The organism is Mucilaginibacter rivuli, assembly GCF_019391655.1.
Classification (GTDB): Bacteria; Bacteroidota; Bacteroidia; order Sphingobacteriales; family Sphingobacteriaceae; genus Mucilaginibacter; species Mucilaginibacter rivuli.
This window is the reverse complement of sequence record NZ_JAHXPQ010000002.1, coordinates 380,904-404,024: the sequence shown is the minus strand read 5'-3', so window position 1 is coordinate 404,024 and position 23,121 is coordinate 380,904. Positions and strand designations below refer to the sequence as shown.

At 43.6% G+C, this 23,121-nt stretch carries 20 protein-coding genes; 3 read left to right on the top strand and 17 right to left on the bottom strand.

Annotation, left to right across the window (positions count from 1 at the left end; translation table 11 throughout):
• The 7 genes from zwf to KXQ82_RS05540 all read right to left on the bottom strand — a co-directional run bounded on the left by zwf (position 1) and on the right by KXQ82_RS05540 (position 8,131).
• The gene (gene zwf, locus KXQ82_RS05570) at positions 1-1,524 is read right to left on the bottom strand and encodes a glucose-6-phosphate dehydrogenase (protein WP_219487170.1); all 1,524 of its coding nucleotides are present in this window, start codon (positions 1,522-1,524) and stop codon (positions 1-3) included.
• Between the two features lie 15 nt (positions 1,525-1,539).
• On the bottom strand, positions 1,540-2,955 hold the full coding sequence (gnd, locus tag KXQ82_RS05565) for an NADP-dependent phosphogluconate dehydrogenase (protein WP_219487169.1): 1,416 nt from the start codon (positions 2,953-2,955) through the stop codon (positions 1,540-1,542).
• A 105-nt stretch (positions 2,956-3,060) separates the two neighbouring features.
• Positions 3,061-3,681: an HAD family hydrolase gene (locus KXQ82_RS05560; protein WP_219487168.1), complete on the bottom strand. Its 621-nt coding sequence runs from the start codon at positions 3,679-3,681 to the stop codon at positions 3,061-3,063.
• Between the two features lie 6 nt (positions 3,682-3,687).
• Positions 3,688-4,782, bottom strand: coding sequence for a transaldolase (tal, locus tag KXQ82_RS05555; protein WP_219487167.1), 1,095 nt, complete (start codon positions 4,780-4,782; stop codon positions 3,688-3,690).
• Positions 4,783-4,800: 18 nt separating this feature from the next.
• Complete coding sequence (locus KXQ82_RS05550) at positions 4,801-5,244, bottom strand: RpiB/LacA/LacB family sugar-phosphate isomerase (RefSeq protein WP_219487166.1); 444 nt, start codon at positions 5,242-5,244, stop codon at positions 4,801-4,803.
• A gap of 96 nt (positions 5,245-5,340) precedes the next feature.
• Positions 5,341-7,353 carry a transketolase gene (gene tkt / locus KXQ82_RS05545; RefSeq protein WP_219487165.1) on the bottom strand — a complete coding sequence of 671 codons (2,013 nt, stop codon included), beginning with the start codon at positions 7,351-7,353 and terminating at the stop codon, positions 5,341-5,343.
• 28 nt (positions 7,354-7,381) lie between these two features.
• Positions 7,382-8,131, bottom strand: coding sequence for an ROK family protein (locus tag KXQ82_RS05540; RefSeq protein WP_219487164.1), 750 nt, complete (start codon positions 8,129-8,131; stop codon positions 7,382-7,384).
• Between the two features lie 401 nt (positions 8,132-8,532).
• Here KXQ82_RS05540 and argH point away from each other — a divergent pair, with 401 nt between their 5' ends.
• Genes argH through KXQ82_RS05525 form a run of 3 tightly spaced genes read left to right on the top strand, consistent with a single transcriptional unit; the run spans position 8,533 to position 10,748 of the window.
• The gene (gene argH, locus KXQ82_RS05535) at positions 8,533-9,867 is read left to right on the top strand and encodes an argininosuccinate lyase (RefSeq protein WP_219487163.1); all 1,335 of its coding nucleotides are present in this window, start codon (positions 8,533-8,535) and stop codon (positions 9,865-9,867) included.
• Positions 9,868-9,871: 4 nt separating this feature from the next.
• Entirely contained in the window at positions 9,872-10,072 is a 201-nt protein-coding gene (locus KXQ82_RS05530; RefSeq protein ID WP_219487162.1) for a YwbE family protein, read from the top strand.
• A gap of 1 nt (position 10,073) precedes the next feature.
• Positions 10,074-10,748 carry a DUF1345 domain-containing protein gene (locus tag KXQ82_RS05525; RefSeq protein ID WP_219487161.1) on the top strand — a complete coding sequence of 225 codons (675 nt, stop codon included), beginning with the start codon at positions 10,074-10,076 and terminating at the stop codon, positions 10,746-10,748.
• Here KXQ82_RS05525 and KXQ82_RS05520 read toward each other — a convergent pair whose 3' ends face one another.
• The 10 genes from KXQ82_RS05520 to KXQ82_RS05475 form a co-directional block, all read right to left on the bottom strand.
• Positions 10,749-11,666, bottom strand: coding sequence for a DUF72 domain-containing protein (locus tag KXQ82_RS05520; RefSeq protein WP_219487160.1), 918 nt, complete (start codon positions 11,664-11,666; stop codon positions 10,749-10,751).
• A 10-nt stretch (positions 11,667-11,676) separates the two neighbouring features.
• The gene (locus KXQ82_RS05515) at positions 11,677-12,966 is read right to left on the bottom strand and encodes an MFS transporter (RefSeq protein WP_219487159.1); all 1,290 of its coding nucleotides are present in this window, start codon (positions 12,964-12,966) and stop codon (positions 11,677-11,679) included.
• Positions 12,967-13,057: 91 nt separating this feature from the next.
• Positions 13,058-13,477, bottom strand: coding sequence for a BLUF domain-containing protein (locus KXQ82_RS05510; protein WP_219487158.1), 420 nt, complete (start codon positions 13,475-13,477; stop codon positions 13,058-13,060).
• 101 nt (positions 13,478-13,578) lie between these two features.
• Complete coding sequence (locus tag KXQ82_RS05505) at positions 13,579-14,370, bottom strand: enoyl-CoA hydratase/isomerase family protein (protein ID WP_219487157.1); 792 nt, start codon at positions 14,368-14,370, stop codon at positions 13,579-13,581.
• A gap of 1 nt (position 14,371) precedes the next feature.
• Entirely contained in the window at positions 14,372-14,956 is a 585-nt protein-coding gene (locus tag KXQ82_RS05500) for a LutC/YkgG family protein (RefSeq protein WP_219487156.1), read from the bottom strand.
• A gap of 297 nt (positions 14,957-15,253) precedes the next feature.
• A complete protein-coding gene (locus tag KXQ82_RS05495; RefSeq protein ID WP_219487155.1) occupies positions 15,254-16,180 on the bottom strand; it encodes a glycoside hydrolase family 43 protein in 927 nt (308 codons plus the stop codon).
• A gap of 124 nt (positions 16,181-16,304) precedes the next feature.
• Positions 16,305-18,701, bottom strand: coding sequence for a glycoside hydrolase family 31 protein (locus KXQ82_RS05490; RefSeq protein WP_219487154.1), 2,397 nt, complete (start codon positions 18,699-18,701; stop codon positions 16,305-16,307).
• Positions 18,702-18,857: 156 nt separating this feature from the next.
• Positions 18,858-20,027, bottom strand: coding sequence for a glycoside hydrolase family 88/105 protein (locus tag KXQ82_RS05485; protein WP_219487153.1), 1,170 nt, complete (start codon positions 20,025-20,027; stop codon positions 18,858-18,860).
• Between the two features lie 92 nt (positions 20,028-20,119).
• Positions 20,120-22,273, bottom strand: coding sequence for a hypothetical protein (locus KXQ82_RS05480; RefSeq protein ID WP_219487152.1), 2,154 nt, complete (start codon positions 22,271-22,273; stop codon positions 20,120-20,122).
• A gap of 43 nt (positions 22,274-22,316) precedes the next feature.
• Positions 22,317-23,120, bottom strand: a complete 804-nt coding sequence (locus tag KXQ82_RS05475; protein ID WP_219487151.1) for a DUF459 domain-containing protein — start codon at positions 23,118-23,120, stop codon at positions 22,317-22,319.
• Position 23,121: the final 1 nt, after the last annotated feature.

Genomic DNA, 23,121 nt, shown 5'->3' with positions numbered 1-23,121 from the left:
TTATTTCTTCTTTTTACCGTTATTTAAAGGCAGGGTAAACCAATGGAAACCATCGCGGGCAATTAACGCCTCTGCATTTTCAGGGCCCCATGAGTCGGCCGAATAATTAGGAAAGTTGATACTCTTGCGCGATTCCCATGTTTTTAATATTGGCATGATCAATTCCCAGGCTTCTTCTATCTGGTCTCCGCGCATAAATAGCGTTTGGTCGCCAAGCATGGTATCCAGTAACAAGGTTTCGTAAGCTTCGGGCGCATCACTGGTATAGGTTCCGCTATAATCAAACACCATATCAACAGTATTTAATATCATATCCAATCCCGGGCGTTTTGCCTGCACTTGCAAACGGATACTCATTTCAGGCTGAATGCTGATAATGAGCCTGTTTTGCTGCCAGCTTTCTGTAGCCTCCGGCGGGAAAACGCGGTGCGGCACATCCTTAAACTGGATGCTGATAACCGACGACGATTGGTGCAACCTTTTACCTGTACGCAGGTAAAACGGCACGCCTTGCCAGCGCCAGTTGTCAACAAAAAATTTAATGGCTGCAAAAGTTTCGGTGTTTGATTCGGGTTTTACTTTTGATTCTTCGCGGTAGCCCGGTACTTCTTTACCTTCTATCCAGCCACGGCCATACTGACCGCGAACGGTGCTCATACGCACATCTTCTGCCGAAAAACGGCGCATAGCACGCAATACTTCTACCTTACGGTTACGCAACTCCTCAGAGCTAAAGTTTATAGGTGGTTCCATCGCCACAAGGCAAAGCAACTGCAAAATATGATTCTGTACCATATCGCGCAAAGCACCTGCGCCATCATAATAATCGCCGCGCTCACCCATACCCAATTGCTCGGTTACAGATATTTGCACGTGTTCAATATTATCGCGGTTCCATATTGGCTCCAGTATAGAGTTGGCAAAACGGAAGGCCATAATATTCTGCACCGTTTCTTTACCCAAATAGTGGTCAATACAATATATCTGTTTTTCGTTGTATATACTGGTTAACAGTGTATTTAACTCTTTGGCAGTTTCCAGATCATGCCCGAAAGGTTTTTCTATAACAATACGGGTTCTTTCCGGGTTATCTGCCAAATGCGCTTTCGAGATATTGGAAGCGATGATAGGGAAGAAATTAGGCGACACGGCAAGGTAATAGATCACATACGGATCTTGCCCCCACTCTGCTTTGTATTCTTCAATACGTTTTCCAAATTCTTTATAGGTTTCCGAGTCGTTAACATCAGATACCTGGTAAGCCAGGTGTTTTGAAAAAGAATCCCACTTATCTTTTTTTGCTTTACCGGTGCGCGAAAACTGGTTAATACCATCAAGCACACGCTCGCTAAAATCACCATTACTAAGCTTGGTTCGGCCTGTACCTATAATGGCATATTGTTGCGGCATCCAGCCATCTAAAAACAAGTTATAAAGCGCCGGGCCAATTTTGCGCTGGCTCAAGTCGCCGGTACCACCAAAAATAACAAAGATGGTGGGTTGTGATTTTATGATCGATTTCATCTGTGATAGGTTTAATTAAGATTTAGGCATCCATTGTGTATGGAAAAACCCTTCTTTGCCATTTAATGCATAAGTATGGGCGCCAAAGTAATCGCGCTGCGCTTGTGTAAGATTAGATGGCATATTAGCCGTTTTAAAGTTATCAAAATAACTTAAAGCAGCCGAGTAGCATGGCAAAGCAATACCGGCACTAACAGCAGATGATACCACTGTACGCATACCTTGTGTAGCGCCTTGCACTAAAGCAACTACATCTGCATCCAGTAATAAATGCTCAAGCGCTTTATTTTTACCGTATGCTCCGTATATATTCTCCAGGAATTTGGAGCGGATGATACAGCCGCCTCTCCATATTTTCGCTATCTCGTCTAATTGCAGATCATATTTATATTCGGCCGATGCCCTCGACAACATAAACATGCCCTGGGCATAGCTCATAATCATACTGAAAAAGAACGCTTCTTCCAATGATTTTAAGAATGCTTCTTTATCTACATTTAAAGCAACGCTTTGAGTATATAGATCTGCAGCTTTAACGCGGATAGCTTTGTATTTAGACAGATCGCGCATGGATACCGAAGCATCGATAACAGTGATAGGCGATTCCAGATCATAAGCTATTTGCGATGTCCATTTACCGGTACCTTTGGCACGTGCTTCATCTTTAATATCATCAACCAATAAATGGTCGGCACCCGGTTCTTTGTACGTAAATATATCGCGGGTGATCTCGATCAGGAATGACGACAAGCGGCCTTCGTTCCATTTCGCGAACACATCGTGTATCTCTTCATTGCTTAGTTGCAGGCCATTACGCAATACTTCGTAAGTTTCGGCAATAAGCTGCATTAAACCATACTCTATACCGTTATGCACCATCTTTACAAAGTGGCCTGATGCTCCCGGGCCAATGTAAGTTACACAAGGCACACCGTCTATTTTAGCGGCAATGGCTTCTAATATTGGTTTCATTACATTGTAAGCGGCTTTATCACCACCGGGCATCATGCTCGGACCACGGCGCGCGCCTTCTTCGCCACCTGATACACCCATACCGAAGAAATGGAAACCTTTTGCTTCCAAATAATCTACACGGCGGTTAGTATCGGTAAAATGCGAATTACCGCCATCTATCAAAATATCACCTTTATCTAAAAAAGGCAATAGTTCTTCTATAACTTCGTCAACAATTTTACCGGCGGGTACCAGCATCATAATAGCTTTAGGGCTGTTCAGGCTGGCCACAAAAGGCTCTACATCACTAAAACCTTTTACATTTCCTTTGGCTCCTGCTCCATCAGTTTCAAGTTGCGCACCCTTAGCGGCATCTTTATCAAAGCCGGCACCGTTTACACCATGATCAGCCATGTTTAATAACAGGCTGCGGCCCATGGTACCCAGGCCTATCATTCCAAAATCGTATTTGCTCATTTTGTTTGAGTTGTTATGTTGTTGGTTATTGAGTTATTGGTTATCTGATCTTAGGCCGATTTTATTCTTAGTAACCTAACAAGTCAATAACCTAATAACAATAAACTAACTATTTTCTTCCTTCAATTGCTCCAGTATTGCCTTCGTTTCCTCAAAACTCACATGCTGATACGCATTGATTCCCAGGTTTTTTGCTGTATTCACAAACATTACCCTGTCATCAAAATATACACACTGCTTTTCGGATACCTGCGCAATACCCATGGCGAGTTTAAATATGCCGGGGTCGGGTTTACGCATTTTCACCTCGCACGATGATATAAATGCATCAAAGCATTCATCAAGTTTAAACTTTTGCACACGGTAATCATTCAGTTCTTTACCTTCGTTATTGATGGATATGATGCGGAAACCACAATCTTTTTTCCAGGCTTTAAGCCATTTCAACATTCCGGGTAGCTCTACCGATTGATCGTACATAAAGGCTTTAAAATCTTCGCGGGTAAAATCGCGCGGACAGGTAAATATTACAAAGTCGAGGTAATCATCTAAAGTAATACTGCCAATTTCATAAACGTTGAATATGAAATTGTGCAAAGCATTTACCTCGTCATAATCAAAACCAAACTTTTTTGCAGCCTTTACCCGCGACTCATGCCCCCAGCCATTGCTAAGCAGCACTCCACCTACATCAAAAAATAAAACCTTTACCGGCGTAGCTTTCATGTATGCTTAAACTTTAGCTTTTTGATCTTCTATCGCTTGCAATAGTTTTTCGAAAGGTTTATTGAATTTTTCGATACCCTCATCCTCTAATTGTTGAGTGATGGCATCAATATCAATACCTAAGGTTTTTATTTTTTCTAATATCGCTGTCGCGTTATCTAAACCCAACTCCAATGTATCTGCAGCAATACCATGATCGCGGAAAGCTTCAATGGTTTCTAAAGGCACAGTATCAACAGTATCGGGGCCAATTAAAGCCTCAACATATTTAGTGTCTTTAAAAGCCGGGTTTTTGCTACCTGTACTTGCCCATAACAAACGTTGTGGTTTAGCGCCTTTGGCTGCTAATTTTTCCCAACGCTCGCCGCTGAACACTTGTTTGTAAATTTCGTATGCTTTTTTAGCTGATGCGATAGCAACTTCGCCGGTTAATTCTTTCTCGGCTTTTGCTTCAAGAATAGGGTCAACAACAACATCAATACGGCTCAAAAAGAAACTTGCTACTGATGATATGTTATCTATAGCTTTACCTGCTGCCAGGCGGTCTTCTAAACCGGCTATGTAAGCTTCGGCAACTGCCGCGTAACGTGGCAAACCAAATAATAAAGTAACGTTAATATTTAAGCCTTCGCTGATAGCCGTGCGGATGGCCGGTAAACCCGGTTGTGTTCCCGGAATTTTGATCATCACGTTATCACGGCCAACAGCTTTCCAAAGTTCTAAAGCTTGTTTGGTTGTACCTTCGGTATCTAAAGCTAAAAACGGCGACACCTCTAAACTTACATAACCATCAGAGCCTTTTGGCGCTTCGTTGTATAAGCCTGCAAACAGGTCGCAAGCATTTTGAATATCTTTTATAGCTAATTTAAAAAACAACTCTTCGTTTGTTTTAGAGCTGGCGGCAGCAGCCTTAATATCAGCATTATAATCAGAACTGCTGGTAATTGCTTTTTCAAAAATTGCAGGGTTTGATGTTACACCCCTTACACCATCAACATCTATCAGGCTTTGTAATTTACCCGATGCCATAATTTCACGATCTATAAAATCCAGCCAGATGCTCTGTCCAAAGCTGTGTATTTGTTTTACGTTGTTTTCCATTGTACTGTTTGTGTGTCTTTACTTATCTAATTCTTTAACTTTTGCTATCCTGCGGTTATGCCGCTCAAGCCCTGTAAATTCCGCCTTTAAAAATACTGTTATCAACTCCTGTGCTACCGCGTAACCTGTTATTCTCCCGCCAAGGCACATGATGTTCATGTTATCATCCTCTACACCCTGGTGAGCAGAAAAATGATCGCCAATCAGGGCAGCCCTTGCACCGTGCACTTTGTTAGCCGCAATGCAGGCCCCTACCCCGCTTCCGCAAATAGCAATGCCTCGATCAACCGTACCTGCTGCAACGGCTTTAGCCATCGGTATCACATAGTCCGGATAGTCATCACTGTTATCAAGGTGATCAGGACCAAAGTCAACCACCTCATAACCTAAACCGGTTAAGAAAGGATGAATGATCTCTTTTAGTTCAAACCCACCATGATCTGACGCGATACCTATCTTCATTTTTAGTTTATTGGTTCATTAGGTTATTGGTTCATTAGTCCTGTCAAGTGTATTAAACTTTGCACCAACAAACTAATGAACCATTGAACTAATGAACTATTTTCCAAGAACTGCTTTCGCTTTGTTAACTACATTTTCAACTGTAAAGCCAAAATGTTTGTTCAGCTCTTCTGCCGGGGCAGATTCGCCAAAGCCTGGCATGGTTACGGTATCACCTTCGTCGGTAATGTATTTATGCCAGCCCAATTCTGAACCTGCTTCAATAGCTAAACGTTTTTTCAATGCTTTAGGCAACACGCTTTCTTTATAAGCGGCATCTTGTTTTTCAAACAATTCCCACGATGGCATACTTACCACACGCGCGGCAATACCTTCTTCTTTTAGTTTGGCTTGTGCCGATATAGCCAAAGCTACTTCAGAACCTGTACCGATCAAGATCAATTCAGGTTTTGTTTCCGGTTCTGATAATACATAAGCACCTTTAACCAGGCCTGTTGCTTTACCATATTTGTCCTGGTCAAGGATAGGTAATCCCTGGCGGGTGAACACCAATACAGTTGGGCCACCTTTGTGCTCTATAGCAAATTTCCATGCGATAGCCGTTTCATTAGCATCAGCAGGACGCAATACAATGTTATTAGGAATAGAACGTAATGATATTAATTGCTCAACCGGTTGGTGAGTAGTTCCATCTTCGCCCAAACCAATACTATCATGTGTGTACACAAATATCGGGTTGATCTTCATAATTGCCGCCAAACGGATAGGCGGGCGCATGTATTCAGAGAACATCAGGAAAGTAGCACCGAAAGGTAAAATACCTTTGGTTAAGGCCATACCATTCATTGCCGAACCCATGGCATGCTCACGGATACCAAAGTGGAAGTTACGGCCTGCACGGTTTTCGCTGGTGAAAGAATCTGATTCTTTTAAGTTAGTTTCTGTTGATGGCGATAAATCTGCCGCGCCACCAATAAGGTGCGGTAATTTTGCCGCGATAGCATTTAATACCTTACCCGATGCCTGGCGTGTTGCCATTTTACCGGCATCAGCTTTAAACGTTGGCAAGCTATCAGCCCAGCCTGCAGGCAATTCGCCTTTAAACGCGGCTTCAAACTGAGCAGCTAATTCAGGGAATTTAGCTTTGTAATCGGCAAATAGTTTTTTCCATGCTTCTTCTTTGGCAGTACCTTTTGCACCTGCCTCAGCATAATATTTTTCAACCTCGGCCGGTACGTTAAATGATTTTTCAGGATCGAAACCAAAAAACTCTTTTACTAATTTGATCTCATCAGCGCCAAGCGGGCTACCGTGCGAACCTGCAGTACCTGCCTTGTTAGGGCTGCCATAAGCGATGAGTGAACGTACGCGTATCAACGATGGTTTTTGCTTTTCGGCTTTCGCGTTACGCAGTGCCAAAGCTAAGGCGTGAATATCGTTGACATCTTCAACATGCTGTACATGCCACCCGTATGCTTCAAAACGTTTATCTACATCTTCGTTAAAGGCAATATCAGTGCTGCCTTCTATCGATATTTTGTTATCATCATATAGATAGATAATGTTACCCAATTCCAAATGGCCGGCTAACGATGCAGCTTCTGATGCTACACCTTCCATCATATCACCATCACTGCAGATAGCGTAAACATGGTAATCAAAAATATCAAAGCCTGGTTTGTTGTAATATGCGGCAAGGTGTTTCTGCCCTATGGCAAAACCTACGCCATTTGCAAAACCTGCACCTAAGGGGCCGGTAGTTACATCAATACCCGGGCACAAGCCATACTCAGGGTGACCAGCAGTTTTACTGTTCATCTGGCGGAAATTTTTCAGGTCATCTAACGAAAGATCATATCCCGTAAGGTGCAAAATGCTGTACTGTAACATACACGCATGCCCTGCCGAAAGGATAAACCTATCGCGGTTTGCCCAATCAGGGTTTTTAGGGTTATAATTTAAAAACTGTGTCCATAACACGTGTGCCATTGGCGCAAGCGCGATTGGCGTTCCCGGGTGGCCCGAATTTGCTTTCTGTACCGCATCCGCAGATAAAAGGCGGATGGTATCGATACCTAACTTTTCAATTTCCTGATTTTTAGAATCCATTTGTATTTATTGTGTTGTGATAGTTCTTTTATTTACTTTTTGCCGCTATTACCTGCTCGTGCGTTTCCTGCATCCGCCATAACCTTGCGCCACCTTTAATACCATCGCGGTTTGATACGATGGTGATGTTACTATCGAGTTTAAAATTAAGTTTTGAAGCATTGCCCCCGCCTATGTATAACCTATCGTAATTGAATACTGTTTTAAATGTTTCAATTACATACTTAACGCGTTCGTTCCATTTTTCTATGCCTTCTTTTTCCAATGCTTTTTCGCCTATGTATTTATCATAGGTTTTGCTTTTGGTTACCGGCAGGTGAGCCAATTCAAGGTGCGGCAGTAATACGCCATTCATTAATAAGGCCGTACCAAAACCTGTACCCAGCGTAACAACCAGCTCAAAGCCTTTACCATCAACTACACCTAAACCCTGCATATCGGCATCGTTAACTACCTGCGTTGGCTTGCCCAATGTTTTTTCGAGAGCGTTAGCCAACTCAAAACCTACCCAGGCTTTAGTACCCAGATTTGGCGCTGTAAATACGGTACCATTTTTTACATACCCCGGAAAACCTACTGATACATTATTGTATGTTGGAAAATCCTTTAGCAATTCCTGAATAGTAGTGATCAGTTTTTTGGGAGTAGGGTTTGGCGGAGTAGCGATCTTTTTATACTCCATCTGCATCTCGCCCTCCTGATTCAGGATAACAGCTTTTACATGCGAGCCCCCAATGTCAATAGAAAGTATCCGCTCCCCTGCCGAAGTATTTTTCATTTAGTTATAATGGTATTATTAAATGTGGCGAATACAGCCCCACAATTAATCTTTTTATTGTATTATTTTTAAGTTTTGGATGAATAACTGCAAAAAATCATGCATTTTATTCATTTTTCAATCAATTAATAGCAATTGTTAGCGCAGAATCAGTTAAAAATTATCAAAAATATGATATATATCATGTTTTGACGTTCAAATTTATATTAAATTATTAAAAAACATGCAATTCTCAACGTATTTATCGTCGAAAATCTAAATTTTTACAATAATCGCAAAAATTCAGTCTATATCAAGCTCTCCTTAAAATCCCGCTTCAACAGCGAATATATAAAAGTATCAACTTTTAGTTTTAACACACCAAAACTACCAAAATAAATTATTTATAGCATCTTTGTAGCATGACCAAATTATGGCAAAAAACCATCAGCGTGAACGAACTGGTGGAAAGTTTTACTGTTGGGCGCGACCGTGAGTTTGATGAACAAATGGCCGCTTTTGATGTACTGGGATCACTTGCGCATACCCGTATGCTGGCAAGTGTTGGCTTGCTCGATGCTGCCGACCTTACTACTGTACAGGCAGAACTGAAAAAGATATACACCGAAATACAAACCGGTAATTTTAAAATTGAACCCGAAGTTGAAGACATACACTCGCAGGTGGAGCTTTTGCTTACGCGACGCATTGGCGAAGCAGGCAAAAAGATACACAGCGGCCGCTCACGTAATGACCAGGTTTTAGTTGACCTGAAACTCTTCTTCCGCCACGAATTACAGGAGGTTGTAGAATCTGTACAAGCCTTGTTTGACCTGCTGATCAGCCTCAGCGAGAAACATAAAGCAGTGCTCCTACCCGGTTATACGCATTTGCAGATAGCCATGCCATCATCATTTGGCCTGTGGTTTGGCGCTTACGCGGAAAGCTTGATTGACGATTTGGAAATGGTTTTAGCCGCTTACCACATCACCAATAAAAACCCATTGGGTTCGGCAGCAGGATATGGCTCTTCATTCCCCCTTAACCGCACCATGACTACCGAGTTATTAGGTTTTGAAAGCTTGAACTATAATGTGGTGTACGCGCAAATGGGCCGTGGCAAAACTGAGCGTATCATCGCGCAGGCATTATCATCCATCGCGGCAACGCTGGGTAAAATGGCTATGGACCAGTGCATGTACCTGAGCCAAAACTTCGCCTTTGTAAGCTACCCCGAAAACCTGACAACCGGCTCAAGCATTATGCCGCATAAAAAGAACCCTGATGTTTGGGAAATTATGCGCGGCCGCTGCAATCGCCTTCAGGCATTACCAACAGATGTTGCCATGATGACCACGAACCTGCCATCGGGTTACCACCGCGAACTTCAATTACTAAAAGAGCTGTTATTCCCCGCTTTCGCGGATATTAAAAACTGCCTGCACATGGCTAAGTTTATGCTGGAGCATATCGAAGTAAAGAACAATATCCTTGATGATGCAAAATACGCATACCTGTTTAGCGTGGAAGAAGTGAACCGACTGGTATTAAGTGGCACGCCTTTCCGCGATGCATACAAACAGGTTGGCTTAGCCATTGAGAACGGTGAATTTAACCCGGATAAAACAGTTAACCATACCCACGAGGGGAGTATTGGTAATTTAGGTAATGAGCATATTACGGCAGCTATGCAAACGATAGTTGGGCAGTTTAACTTTGATAAAGTAGAACAGGCTGTTAAAGAATTGATCGCATAACATTATGAATGGACAAAACCGCAGCGATATTTACCCCGGCCTCGAAGTTGATATCATACTGAAAAAGGACCAGCGCAGCGGTAACCGTACCCGCGGTTTTGTAAAAGACCTGTTAACCAGTTCATCACATCACTCTCGCGGAATAAAAGTACGTTTGGAAGACGGTCAGGTTGGCCGTGTTATAGAAATCATCGGGGAAGACTGATATGCCAAAGAACATACTCTTGCGCTTAGACGCCCACCACCGCTTAATGATAGCGCTCATAGTAACAGCGGTAACCATCTGTTTAGAGTGGGGTCACATGTCGGCACCGGCAATGATCATGGTATCATGGAGCGCTTGCGCGCTTACCATCATTATTTTAGCATGGACAGTGATATTGGGCGCGCATCCACGCGAGATAAGGCAAATTGCCCGGTTGAAGGATTCCAACCGCACTATCGTATTACTTTTTGTTATCATGGCATCCTGCGTGAGCTTGTTCTCTATTATCTTTCTGCTCAAGGCGGCAAAAGGCCATAGCGAAGGTGCTACACACACAATTTTAATGTGCATCAGTTCAGTAGTAATTTCATGGTGGATGTTGCATACCGTTTTTACAATGAGCTACGCGCACATGTACTACACCAGTACGCCCGATAAAAAAGATCCTGAAGATGCTGTAATAGGCGGCTTGCAATTCCCCGATGAAAAAGAACCGGACTACCTCGACTTTGTCTACTTCTCCTTTGTTATCGGCATGACCTTCCAGGTATCCGATGTGGAAATAGCATCGCGCCCAATACGCCGTATTGCATTACTGCATGCGCTCATATCATTTGCTTTTAATACGGCTATTGTTGCTCTGAGTATTAATGTGATATCGGGCCTGGTGAGTTAATTACCCAAACAAGCCCTCATCCTTTTTTATAAACTTCGGTCGCATCAAATCAAGGCTTAATTCCTTGTTCAGTTGTTCGGTAACATAATCGGCCAGCACGGGTGAGTACCGCTCATCATGTTGGTGCATAAAAAACCATAACGACTGCAAACCCTGGTCGCGCCATTGCTTAATGCGCTGCACCCACTCATCAATACGTTTATAATCAGTATCGTGCAAACCATTGCCGACAAAGCGAATAAAGGCATGCGGAGTAGGCAACTCCATGTGCACACAATCTCGGCGCCCGGTAGCATCCGTTATTACCGCGCCAATGTTTAATGCTTTAAGCATTCCAAAAAATTCATCGCGTATTTCGGGTACGGCAAACCAGTCTTTGTGTCGCACCTCAACATATACAGGCACGTCACGTGGCAGATCTTCCAGGTAGGCTTTTAACTCGGGTAAACTTTTGGGTGTGTAATTATCGCCCAATTGCAAAAACAGCGGGCCGAGCAGGTCGCCAAAGGCCATAATGCCTTCATAAAATTGCGTAGTCACCTCGGCTGCATTTTTAAGCCTTTTAATATGGCTTATGCTCTGCGAAAATTTAGGGCAAAACTTAAAACCCGGCTGCGAAACAGCTTTAGCTTTCCATTTTTCGATCGTCGATGCAGGATACACATTATAAAACGTCGCGTTAAGCTCAATGCAATCAAAGTGCTTTACATATTCATCTAAAAAATTGGCCTCCTTTGTCTTTTCAGGATATATCTGGCCAATCCACTCTTTCCTCCCCCATTTAGCACAGCCTACGTGTACTTCCAGTTGTTTCTTATTGCCGGCAACCTTTAGTGTATCAATCGTTAATTGCGGGTCGGGCGGTAAAGTAAAATCCACCAGGGGCAATTGTTCATCAGTAACTCTTCCAAATTCCATAATTCAAATATCAGTTCGTTTCAATTTTTGAATGCTTGCGTGTATCATTCATTACAATATATACCACAAGCGATACCACAATACACGCCGTAACGTACCAGTAAAACCAATCGGCATGGCCATGGTCTTTAAACTGCAGGGCCACCCATTCGGCGCTTCCACCGAAAACGGATACCGCTATAGCGTATGGAAATCCTACACCCAAAGCCCTGATATTTACCAGGAACAGTTCCGCTTTCACGACCGCGTTTATTGAGGTATATAACGTATTAATAGCTAAAGCCAGCATAATTAAGCCAAAAGCCATCCACATATCGTGCGTGTGGCCAAGGGTCGTCATGATCGGATAAGTACTTATCGTTCCCAAAATACCGAAAGCGATGAGTAGTGGTTTGCGGCCCACCTTGTCGGACAATAAACCAAATACCGGCTGCAACAGCATAAACACAAACAACGTTAACGCCGAAATCAAGGTTGCGTCATTCTTACTAAAGCCCGATGTATTCACTAAAAACTTCTGCATATAGGTGCTGAAGGTATAAAATGCCACAGTACCACCAGCCGTTAAACCAATAACCGACAGCACCGCCTTTGGATGCTTTAATAAAGCCTGCATGGTACCACGATTAACAGATGGCTCTTTCTCTTTGCTGAATGACTCGGTTTCTACAAGGCTTCTCCGCAAGTACATGGCAGATACCGCCAGCACTGCACCTATCCCGAAAGGGATACGCCATCCCCAGCTATGTAATTGTTGTTGTGTTAAAAAGCAACGTTGTAAAAGCACCAGTACAGCCAATGCTAACAGTTGCCCCATTATCAATGTTACATATTGAAAGCTGGAGTAAAAGCCCCGGCGTTCCTTCGTTGCCATTTCGCTCAGGTAGGTGGCGCTTGTACCGTACTCTCCTCCTACGCTTACACCTTGCAGCATTCGCGCAAGCACTAAAATTATTGGGGCAGCAATACCTATATGCTCGTATCCGGGCACTATCGCGATAAGCAATGAACCGGCACTCATTAGCAATACAGAAAAAGTTAATGCCGCCTTACGGCCTTTTTTATCAGCATATGTACCCATTAGCCAACCGCCTATGGGCCGCATTAAAAAGCCAAGGGCAAATACACCTGCGGCGTTCAATAGTTTCGCGGTTTCGTTTCCTTCCGGGAAGAATGCACCCGCGAAATACAGCGAAAACGCCGAATACACATACCAATCGTACCACTCTACTAAATTGCCAACAGAGCCCCCTATAATAGATTTAAGGCGGTGTGCAATAGCTTCGGATTTGTCAACCATATTTGGAATAGGCGATTTTTTTGCCAACCGAAAATAAGGTTATTATCCGATAAACAACAAGGGCAAACAATGAAATGAACTAATGTATTGCTTAGTATTGCAAGTTATACTGCGCGAATGATTTTAACAAATTTATGGCCGGGTGCTGATGGTTATATGCATCTAAAAAATCGTGTTTTAAAGGGTCAACAAAACCGGTTACATGTGTAACCATGTCGGTACATGATGCTTTGAAACCCACCGACCAATCCGAAAAAGTACGACTGACTGAACTGCCCGTTTTTAGTTTGATAATACTTTTTTGAGAATCATCATGACGGATACCTTCAAAGAGTTGGTCCAATTCTTCGGCTTCGCCTTCAAGCGCCTGGAATATTGTTCCGTTGCTGTACAGCATCATACCTGTTATCCCCCTGTTATTGAAGTTTTTTCTGCCTTCTAAAAGTATTTGGCCCAGGTCGTCTGTATTTAACAACCTCGAAGATGTGCTCACATAAATAAGATAATTCATAACCCGGAGTTTAACTATTAATCAGATACGTGATCAGTTATACGCCGGATTTTAAATTTTTGTTTTATGTTTTGCAGATTTTGCACCGAATAAATTGAGTGCTATTTTTTTATACCCGGTTTTATATTCTGTATGGTATTTTGGGCAAGCGGCGAAAGTACCAATTCGCCGTTTATCGCTGCACGTTCAGCTAAAAGCTCGTCCCAGTTTTCGGTGCCTTCCCACAATGTTTTTTTGTGAACAGCAAGCGCCTGGGGGTTCCATTCGGCAATTTTCATGGCCAATACTTCGATGGCTTTATCCATATCCTTGCGGCGCTCATATACTTCGGCATACAAGCCCTTATCTTTTGCCCACAAGGCAGAGTAATAATCTGTAGCGTTTAATGATAACCTGGAGAAAGCATTTAAGCCTATCTTACGGATAATAGCCGGGCCTACCACCAACGGGCCTATGCCTATGCTAAGTTCACTTTGTTTGATCTCGGCATTTTGTGTAGCCAGGCAATAATCGCAAGCCGCGGCTATACCAACACCGCCGCCAATAGCTTTACCATAAACACGGCCTATAATTATCCTTGGCGATTTACGGCAGGCATTTATTACATTGGCAAAACCCATAAAAAAGTTTTTACCTTCTTCTTTGGTTTTTATTTGGAGCAATTCATCAAAGCTCGCACCTGCGCAAAAAGCATGGTCGCCATCGCTTTTTAAAACAATAACTTTCGTATCCGGATTGATACCCGCGGCTTCTATCGCCTCAGCCAGTTGGTGCAATAAATTTGCCGGTAACGAGTTTTGGGCCGGGTGATAAAACGCGATGGTAGTAACACCGAAATGATCGGTATCGCTGTTTACATAAGCCTCGTTCTTTTTCAGTAATCCTTCAAACATCTTATCCCAATAAAAAGATGGTCATGCTGCGCGGACCGTGTGCACCAAGCACCAATGATTGTTCAATATCCGCGGTTTTTGAAGGGCCCGCTATAAATGTACCGAACCCGTAAGCACCCGTACCTATTTTTTGATAGGCCTCATGCATGGTTGGTACAATGGTTTTGGCATCAACCACTACCGCCAGGTGCTGACAAATAAATGGCAGCACACGTTGGCCCATTAATTCTTCGGTTACCCATACGGCGCCATTTTCGGCAACGGCAAGGTGCGCTTTGATGATGGTGAGCTCAATATCTTCTAAGGTATGCGGATCCATAGCTTCGCCCTGGTTCAACTCTGCAATATCTGCCAGTTCGGTCAAGGTACTTACTACACGCTTTTCAGCATCAAAATGCTGCGGGATGAGCGCTTTTATCTCGTCAAAACCAGTAACATTTAAAACCTTGCCACCAATAGTGGTTAAGGTAGTGGTAAAATTTGCGATAGCGTCTGTAGCATCGCCCATTAAAAAACTGATATCAGGTAACGGCATGGAACCCGGCTGATTTGCCGCTACTGCTGCCAATATACTTTCTCTACTCATTAAAATCAGGACATTAAAACTTGAAAAGCTAAAATTGCGAATAATTATTTAATAAATGTGCAAATGCGTGTATGTGCAGATAAAAACAGGTGTTTCTCCACCATGTCATGGCGAGCAAAGCGTGGCCATCACTGAGAAAGATCCGAACCATGCATATTGCCTACCTGCCTCAGTGATGGCCACGTCGTACCTCCTCGCCATGACATAGTAAAAAAACAGGTGTATTCATCTCAACACCTCATACAATATAAGCAAGATAGCCGACATTCTAAGACATCAGACTTCCGACCTCCGAAATCATTTCAACGCTTCAAATTCTTTGGCAGTGATCTTGAATATAGTACCGTGGCGAATGCCCGATGGTAATTTGATCTGGTCAGAAATATCGGTCCAGTTCTTCAGGTCAGTTGATGTTATCGCGCCGTATTTATGCTGGGTATATTTATCAAAGTAAACTATCCATTTATCGCCTATTTTAACTGTAGTTGGCCCTTCGGCCCAGTATTCGCCGGTAATTTTTGGCGTAGGGTCGCCATAGGGTCCGGTCAGGTTTTTGCTGTACGCGATATGCAGGTTCTTTTGTGCCGGTAACTTGGTTTCGTCTTTAAAGAACATGATGAAATGCTTACCATCCTTCACAATAGTAGCATCAATGGTACTGAAACCGGGATCGTACAATACTTTGGTATCACTAAAGGTTTTAAAATCTTTTGTGGTTTGATAGTAAATGCGGTGATTCAGTTTTTTCCCTTCGGCAGATGTATCCCTTTGCGGGAAGCGCCCCGGAATGGTAGTCGCCCAATAGATCATGTAAGTTTTGGTGGCATCATCATAAGTGATCTCCGGTGCCCAGCAGTTTTGCGCTGTCGGTTCCTTTTCCATCACCATCAGTTGCACCTGGTCGCTCCAATGTACCAGGTCTTTCGAGCTGGCATAACCAATACCCCTGTCCGTCCAGCTATCTGTCCAAACCATGTGGAACAAACCATCAGTGCCACGAATAATACAGGGGTCGCGCATGATCTTATCCTTGCTCACCATCGGCTTTAAAAATGAACTGTCGCCTTTCAGCGCTTTCCATTGGTAGCCATCTTCGCTGTAAGCCAGGTGCAAGCCATCCTGCCCGTTATTCTTAAAATAACTGAACATATAAATTTCCTTTTGCTGCGCGAAGGTGCTTATCGCGATGAGGAGGACAATGGTGGAGAGAAGTGTTTTTTTCATATGTTAAAATTTATGTCATTGCGAGGAGGAACGACGTGGCAATCTCTGCGACAGATAAACGCCCTGTATGGTTCGCGACCTTTCTCAGTGATTGCTTCGTGCCTCGCAATGACATATCATTAGTTTACTTTATAATGACATTAATATTTTCGCTGTTACTCAACCCGGTTTTAATAGTCAAAATACCTTTATCCAGGTTCCAGTCTTTTACTTCTTTACCGTTCACTGCAACTGTACTTACTTTCCTTCCACTCCAGTGGATGTTCAAAGCATAAGTATGGCTTGTTGGTACAAACTTACCAAGCGGTTTATCAATGCTCACCTGGTAACCATCTTTGCCTTGTAAAGCAGTTACCTTTGTTAAAGCGTAATTGCCATCTTTATATTTCAAACTCAAACCATCATCCTCATACAAATCGAATGATGAATTTCTCGCAGGCCATATATCCAATGTAACCACATCCACAGGCTTTTCATCCATATACTTCATTTCGGGCTGCATCGGGATGATCGCTCCTGCTTTAACGTATACCGGCAATTTATCAAGTGGCGTTAACACGTGCACATATTGCTTGCCCGTATATTTCTCGCCCGTCCAGTAATCATACCATGTTCCTTCCGGGAAGTAAATTGTGCGTGTTTCGGCTCCTTTAACCGTAACCGGGCAAACCATCATTTCGCTGCCGAACATGTATTGATCAGCTATATCATAAGTATTCGGATCGTTTTGGTTATTCAATACCAAAGCACGCATTATAGGGGTTCCGGTTTGGTAAGCTGTAAAGGCGTTGCTGTAGATATACGGTATCAAACGGTAACGCAGCAGATCATACTTCTTAAAGTTCTTTAAAGCTTCCTCACCATAGCTCCATGGTTCTTTGTACCCGGGATGGTCAAAACCAAACACCAAAGCAACCGGACTAAAAAAACCAAACTGTGTCCAGCGGATATATAATTCCGGGTCTGCAGGGTGCTCAAAACCACCCATGCAATGCGCCCAATCACTCACGCCCGAAAGGCCGATATTGATACCTGCCTTAATAACAGGGGCAAAATATTGCCACTCGCTTGGCCAGTCACCCGCAAAAATGTATGGATAACGTTGTATACCCGCATAGCCCTCACGGGTTTGGTTCATGCCTCTAAAACCATTCAGCTCCTGGAAATGCAGGTACGGCGCTTTAGCATAAGCTATCGGGAAAACATTGTGTAAACCTTCAACCTCTTTACCCTGCGGACCAACTTTGTCGCTCTCATTAGCCAATGCTCCAAAAGCGCTGCCTTCGTCAGTTTTCAAAAATTTAGCGCCCATTGATGCTACTTTCATCACACCATTGTTCCACCACCAATCAACCGCTTTTTGGTCGAAGAAATTCACAAACTCTCCCTTACTGTTTGGCTCAGGATAAGTAAAACCCTGGTTCTGCGCATCGGTTAACAGGGTTAGTTTATTTGCATTATCAAAGCGTGGACGAATATGCAAGCCCACCATTTTAATATGATTGGCGTACAGGCTGTCAAACATCCCTTTCGGATTTTTAAAGGTTTCGCGCCACTCAAATGTTGTCGCGCCTTTGCCCCCCACCGTACCGAATAAGCGCCAGGTAGAATCCAGCCATAAAATATCTACAGGGATACCCAGCTCACGCATTTTCTTTAACAAGGCTACAGGGTATTTATCCGAAGTTGATTCCTCATGTCCCCAAACACCCCCGGAATAAGTACCCTGCTGCAAACCAAAACCAAAGCGGTTCAATAGCGGCGAGCGGCCGGTTATCGATGTATAACTTTTCAATATTGATGGAAAATCGGGGCCATACATAAAGTAATAATCCAACTCGCCGCCCTTAGCTTTAAACGAATAGCTGTTTGCTGAGCTATTACCCATATCCCACTCTGTAGCGTGCGAGTTATGTAAGAATATCCCATAACCCTTAGTACTCATAAAAAAGGGCACCGGGCAGTAATTGGCTTCCAATACATTGTAAGCACCTATCAGGTTATCACGACTTTTACCACGGCCTACATTTAAATTGATCAGTTTATGCGTCTGGTCAATATTATCCATCCGCTCACCAAAGCCAAAGAAGCGCTCGTTGGCACCCAATTGCCTGGTACAGCTCACAGTATCTACAAGCCTGGCAACACCGGCTTCTGCCGAAAGCAGTTTACCATCGGCACTGTAAACGTCTATACCAAATGGCGCTTTATTAACTTTAACAGTGAGCTTCCCGGTTGTTATTGTAAACCCTTTTGTAGTTGGGGCAACTTTAAAATCAAACGCAGGCCATGCATAATTTTCCTGCATTAAATGCTCATCAGCCTCAAAACTACGTGTCCAACTTGCGCGTACCCTAAACATAACAGGCGAGCAAAACTCCAGTTTAACATCGCCGTTAGTGTTATGGAATGTTAGTATGTTACCTTCCTTTTTGTAGGATGTGTTACTGCCAAGACCTGTCTGCGCTTTCGCGGAAAAGGTGAGTAATATTATAGCTAAAAATATGTATTTGTACTTCATGTATCCCCTTTATGTCATTGCGAGGCACGAAGCAATCACTAAGAACGGTAGGCGTACGCCCTATCGCTGAGATTGCTTCGTGCCTCGCAATGACAAATTTGCTTATTTTTCCTATTCCAGACAATGACCTAATGACCAATGCCCCAATGACAAAATCTACTTAGCCAACTTACTCAACTCAGCACCTGCCAGTAAAAAGCAACCTAAACCATAATCCTCAAAATCAGGGATATTGGTATAGCTTACCGGTTGGCTATCCTTAGGCTCTTTACCTGTACCCTGTACATAGCCCAAAAATCCTTCAGGGTGCAACGAGTCTTTTATCATCACATTCCATGCTTTGGTGATAACAGGCAGGTAAGTTTTTTTATCCAACCAGCCTTGTTTAATACCCCATGCCATACCGTAAACAAACAGGGATGTACCGGTTAATTCCTTGCCACCAAAGTGCGTAGGGTCCATTAAACTTACGTTCCAGTAACCATCTTCGCGCTGCAGCGGAACTAAGGCTTTGCTCATCTCCAAAAAGGTCTGTTTGTACTCATCGTAATGCGCGGTTCCTTTCGGGATGGTTGCCATTACACGCACCAATGCGGCATACACCCATCCGTTACCACGGCTCCAGTAACAATTAGCACCATTAGGCTCCTTGTATGGCGGCACAAAATCTTTGTCCCTCCACCATAAATGCTCTTTGGTATTGTATAAGCCACCACCCTGTATGGTTTTAGTGTGGTTATACATGGTATACATTTTATCAAAGTATTTCGGGTCGTTTTTATAGATCACACCTAATTTAGCATACAAAGGCATCGCCATTTGGATGGCATCAACCCAAGTCCATGCGCCGTCGTTTTTTTCATCGGCAATGCTCAGGTCAATACATTTTTTGATGGTTTCAATACGCTCCGGCTTAGGGTCAAGGTTGTACAGGTCAACATAGGTTTGGCCGCAGCATTGGTTATCCGCATTAGGCGTATTCACCGCGCCGCGCGGACTCCATTTGTGTTTTTCACCCCACTCTACAGCGTAGTTCACTAATTTTTTATCCGGACAAACCTCGTTAAAAGCCATCACACCTTCATAATATACGGCGCGTGTCCATAGCTCGCTGGTGCGGGTAACCATTTTACCTTCCGGGTTTTTGGTAGTTACCGGAGCGCCTGCATCGGGCCATTTAGCCATAAAGTAATTATTAGCTATTGCCATGCTCGCAAATATTTTCTTCTTGGTTGGCAGCTTATCCTGTGCCTGTGATGCGGCCGAAGCAAACAATGCTAAAACTATCAGCGTAGCACTTTTCAGGTTAAAATACGTTTTATTCATTGTGGTTTATTTTTTGGCTTATGCCGGAAAGCAATTATGCCCCGATATTAAGCCTATTTTGATAATTAACTATCCTACACCATCCTGACGGATCAGGGCATTTTTTTCAAACCCTCCCATTTCACTTTCCATGTGCCGTCCTTTGGTATACCCGGATTTTTCACCTTACAGCCATCCCATCCTGCACACATCATCGCTACAGCGGTTAATATTCCACCATTGCCCGGCATGTAAATGGTCAGCCTGTCATCCTGGTAGTTATGGCCGTTGTTTAAATAGGTGTTGGTGGTAACAGGCATAAACAACGCATCAATAGCTTTATTCGGCATATTTAAACGCGCGGCTGTCATAGCTGCCATCGGGAAATCCCAGCCCCAGGTATGGCTCCATGTCCAGTCTGTCCATATCAAATCAAACGTTTTACGCATCACTGTAGTATCCATCATTTTGCTGTACGGCATCATACCATAAGCAGCCAATTGACTTGGATGGTCTGTTTTGTTTTTAGGATTGGTGTACGAATCAGGCGCGCTCTCGGCAGCCAGGTAAACACCATCCTGTTGTGGCAATGGCGCTAATTTATTCATTACCTCATCCCAGCTTTTATCTCGGGGTAAACCTAAACGCTCTCTCCATTTTTGCGCTACGCCCAATGCCCAGTGCCAATAAGTTAACTCGTAAGGCGGGTTAATAGTGGTAGCCTGGTTATGCACTTCCTGCGATGGTATCAGGCCGGGGCCCAACGTGTAATGTTTTTTAACCTTGTCAAAATAAGCGTATGACGCCATAAAATCGGCATCGGCAAAAACAAGGTTTTTGTACTTCTGTAATGTTTCGTTATTCGGATGATTACGGTAATCAAGCTCGGCCATATAAATATAATGTGGCTGCTGCCAGATCAAAAACGCCCCTACCGATGACGGGCTTTCCTCTCCCGCGTTATCAGTCATTTTAGGCCAGCGTACGCCTTTAAAGCCCTGGCGCTCGGCAATGGCTTTGGCCTTGCCTTTAATATCCTGGTACCAACCCATGCTCCGCTCCTGCAGGTCTTCCCTACCCCAAAGCGGGTAATGCACATCATGCCACCAATGCATTTCGAGGTGTGGTTTGCCATACCAACTATTGTAGGTCAAGCCTGTTTCCTGCGGAGGGTATTGGCCTGCCTCCTGTGCTTTAAGCAGGTATTGCGACAGGATAACCCTGCGCTCTAATTCAAACGCACGCTTGTCGGTACTTCCCGAAAAATCAACCGCGCCGCCACGCAGCCAGTATTTTTTCCATTCGTTTATGCTGCTGGTTTTTGTCTCTTCGAAATTAACCGGCGATAGTACCTTTTTTGCAAGAGGATAAAATTTTATCGATACAGCCAGTACATCGCTCACCTTATCAGGCGATATCAAAAACTCGTGGGTTTTAGCTTTGGTTAACGATGCCTTGCCACTCCATTCCAGGTCCATCCAATAACGCATGGCATCCAGTTGGTGCCAGATGTTCGCTTTATTACCATATACCACACCAATACCCGAGGTATGCTTTTCAGGATTTTTATAATTCACACCCATATCCGTAAACTGGTTGGTTGGGTATGGCAGTTTCAGTGTTACCTTTAAACGCCCCTCTTTAACCAGGGTTGAAGTGATCTGCGCGGCAACCGCGTCTGCAACCTGGTGCCCGTAAGTTATTACATCAACCGATTCACCTTCTACAGTAAAATGGCTTTTTATTTCGCCGTTCCAGGGGTTTAACACCTGGTGAATATCTTTAATATCATCAATAGTAGCTTCGCTGCCATTCTTTTTCAGGATGAGCAAACCAAAGTTACCCAACTGCAAGCGGTGCGGGTTTTCCCTGAACCAGTTACCGGCATCATTACTACGTTTAGGGTCTTTCACCTGCACACCATAGCTGATATCACGGCCATTGATATGGTAGTTTTTTAAAGATTCTTCAAACTTGTAACCCGCGGTATCTTTAAAGCTATCCCATCCCCATTCTGATTGTGTACCCAGCGGTACGCCTTTCTCATAAGTTTCGGGGAAAGTTTGCAAACCCGTAACATCAACTGTAAAGGCAAAACGCCCGTTACCTACTGTTAACGATGATAAAGGATCAACTTTTGTATTCATAACCTTGTGCCGCTCAACAAGTGCTTTACGATCTATCTTAGTGATAGTTTTTTGCGCATAACCATTAAGCCCGGCAAACAGGCATAGTGCAATAACAGATAAATAACAGGTTTTTCTCATAAACGGTATATTGTTCTCAACGGAGAACCAAAGCTAACAGCTATTATTTATTCAGCAAATAATCATTCAGTTTTAAATCAGGAATTGCTTTAATGCCTTTCATTACACATTCCGAACTTGCCTTTGCACCGGCCTCAATGGTGTGGGTAGCATCGGCTGCGTAATAGGTAGCCTTTACATGAGCCTCGCCTTCCTCTTCATACCTGTCGCAAATAATTTTATTGATATCGATATAATATGCGCCCGATTGCGCCGCAGCTTGCGATGCCCAAAGGCCCCAGCTATCGGCATTGCGGTTTACTTTGCCATTTTTCCAACTGTTTTTTGGTACCGGCGGGCAAACCATTACGGTAGCGCCTTTGGCTTTAGCCTGATCAACAAACTGGCGTATATACCAGCCATAGCTGTGTACCGTTTCTGGTTGGTGGGTAAGCATGTTGGTAATTTGAACGGTGCTGTCGCTATTGTTCCGCATCGTACCGCGGGCACGGGTGCTGTCGTTTATCGGACTGGCATCATTGGTACCAAACTGTATGATCAGGAAATCGCCTTTTTTAATTTTGGGGATCACCTTTGCCCACAGTTTAGGGTTGTTATAAAATGTACGGCTGCTTGTCCCGCCAAGGGCATCATTCTCTATGTTGATCTTTGTCGAATCAAAATACTCATGAATAAAATGTCCCCAGCCCCATTGGCCTTGAGCACCTTTATGTTGACCGTCATCCTGACCGTTCTTTACTGTCGAATCGCCAATCAAATAAAAAGTAGGTTTATCCTGTAAAATAACAAAAGAGCAAAAAAGGCAAAAACCGGCAAGTAATGCCGCTATAGATATTCTGAATTTCATA

Coding starts and splice junctions, on each gene's coding strand:
- KXQ82_RS05475 (WP_219487151.1), bottom strand. CDS start 23,120: ATGAAATTCAGAATATCTATAGCGGCATTACTTGCCGGTTTTTGCCTT.
- KXQ82_RS05520 (WP_219487160.1), bottom strand. CDS start 11,666: ATGGAATTTGGAAGAGTTACTGATGAACAATTGCCCCTGGTGGATTTT.
- KXQ82_RS05530 (WP_219487162.1), top strand. CDS start 9,872: ATGAATGGACAAAACCGCAGCGATATTTACCCCGGCCTCGAAGTTGAT.
- KXQ82_RS05510 (WP_219487158.1), bottom strand. CDS start 13,477: ATGAATTATCTTATTTATGTGAGCACATCTTCGAGGTTGTTAAATACA.
- tal (WP_219487167.1), bottom strand. CDS start 4,782: ATGGAAAACAACGTAAAACAAATACACAGCTTTGGACAGAGCATCTGG.
- argH (WP_219487163.1), top strand. CDS start 8,533: ATGACCAAATTATGGCAAAAAACCATCAGCGTGAACGAACTGGTGGAA.
- gnd (WP_219487169.1), bottom strand. CDS start 2,955: ATGAGCAAATACGATTTTGGAATGATAGGCCTGGGTACCATGGGCCGC.
- KXQ82_RS05490 (WP_219487154.1), bottom strand. CDS start 18,701: ATGAAGTACAAATACATATTTTTAGCTATAATATTACTCACCTTTTCC.
- KXQ82_RS05495 (WP_219487155.1), bottom strand. CDS start 16,180: ATGAAAAAAACACTTCTCTCCACCATTGTCCTCCTCATCGCGATAAGC.
- tkt (WP_219487165.1), bottom strand. CDS start 7,353: ATGGATTCTAAAAATCAGGAAATTGAAAAGTTAGGTATCGATACCATC.
- KXQ82_RS05505 (WP_219487157.1), bottom strand. CDS start 14,370: ATGTTTGAAGGATTACTGAAAAAGAACGAGGCTTATGTAAACAGCGAT.
- KXQ82_RS05550 (WP_219487166.1), bottom strand. CDS start 5,244: ATGAAGATAGGTATCGCGTCAGATCATGGTGGGTTTGAACTAAAAGAG.
- KXQ82_RS05560 (WP_219487168.1), bottom strand. CDS start 3,681: ATGAAAGCTACGCCGGTAAAGGTTTTATTTTTTGATGTAGGTGGAGTG.
- KXQ82_RS05485 (WP_219487153.1), bottom strand. CDS start 20,027: ATGAATAAAACGTATTTTAACCTGAAAAGTGCTACGCTGATAGTTTTA.
- KXQ82_RS05515 (WP_219487159.1), bottom strand. CDS start 12,966: ATGGTTGACAAATCCGAAGCTATTGCACACCGCCTTAAATCTATTATA.
- KXQ82_RS05540 (WP_219487164.1), bottom strand. CDS start 8,131: ATGAAAAATACTTCGGCAGGGGAGCGGATACTTTCTATTGACATTGGG.
- KXQ82_RS05500 (WP_219487156.1), bottom strand. CDS start 14,956: ATGAGTAGAGAAAGTATATTGGCAGCAGTAGCGGCAAATCAGCCGGGT.
- KXQ82_RS05525 (WP_219487161.1), top strand. CDS start 10,074: ATGCCAAAGAACATACTCTTGCGCTTAGACGCCCACCACCGCTTAATG.
- KXQ82_RS05480 (WP_219487152.1), bottom strand. CDS start 22,273: ATGAGAAAAACCTGTTATTTATCTGTTATTGCACTATGCCTGTTTGCC.
- zwf (WP_219487170.1), bottom strand. CDS start 1,524: ATGAAATCGATCATAAAATCACAACCCACCATCTTTGTTATTTTTGGT.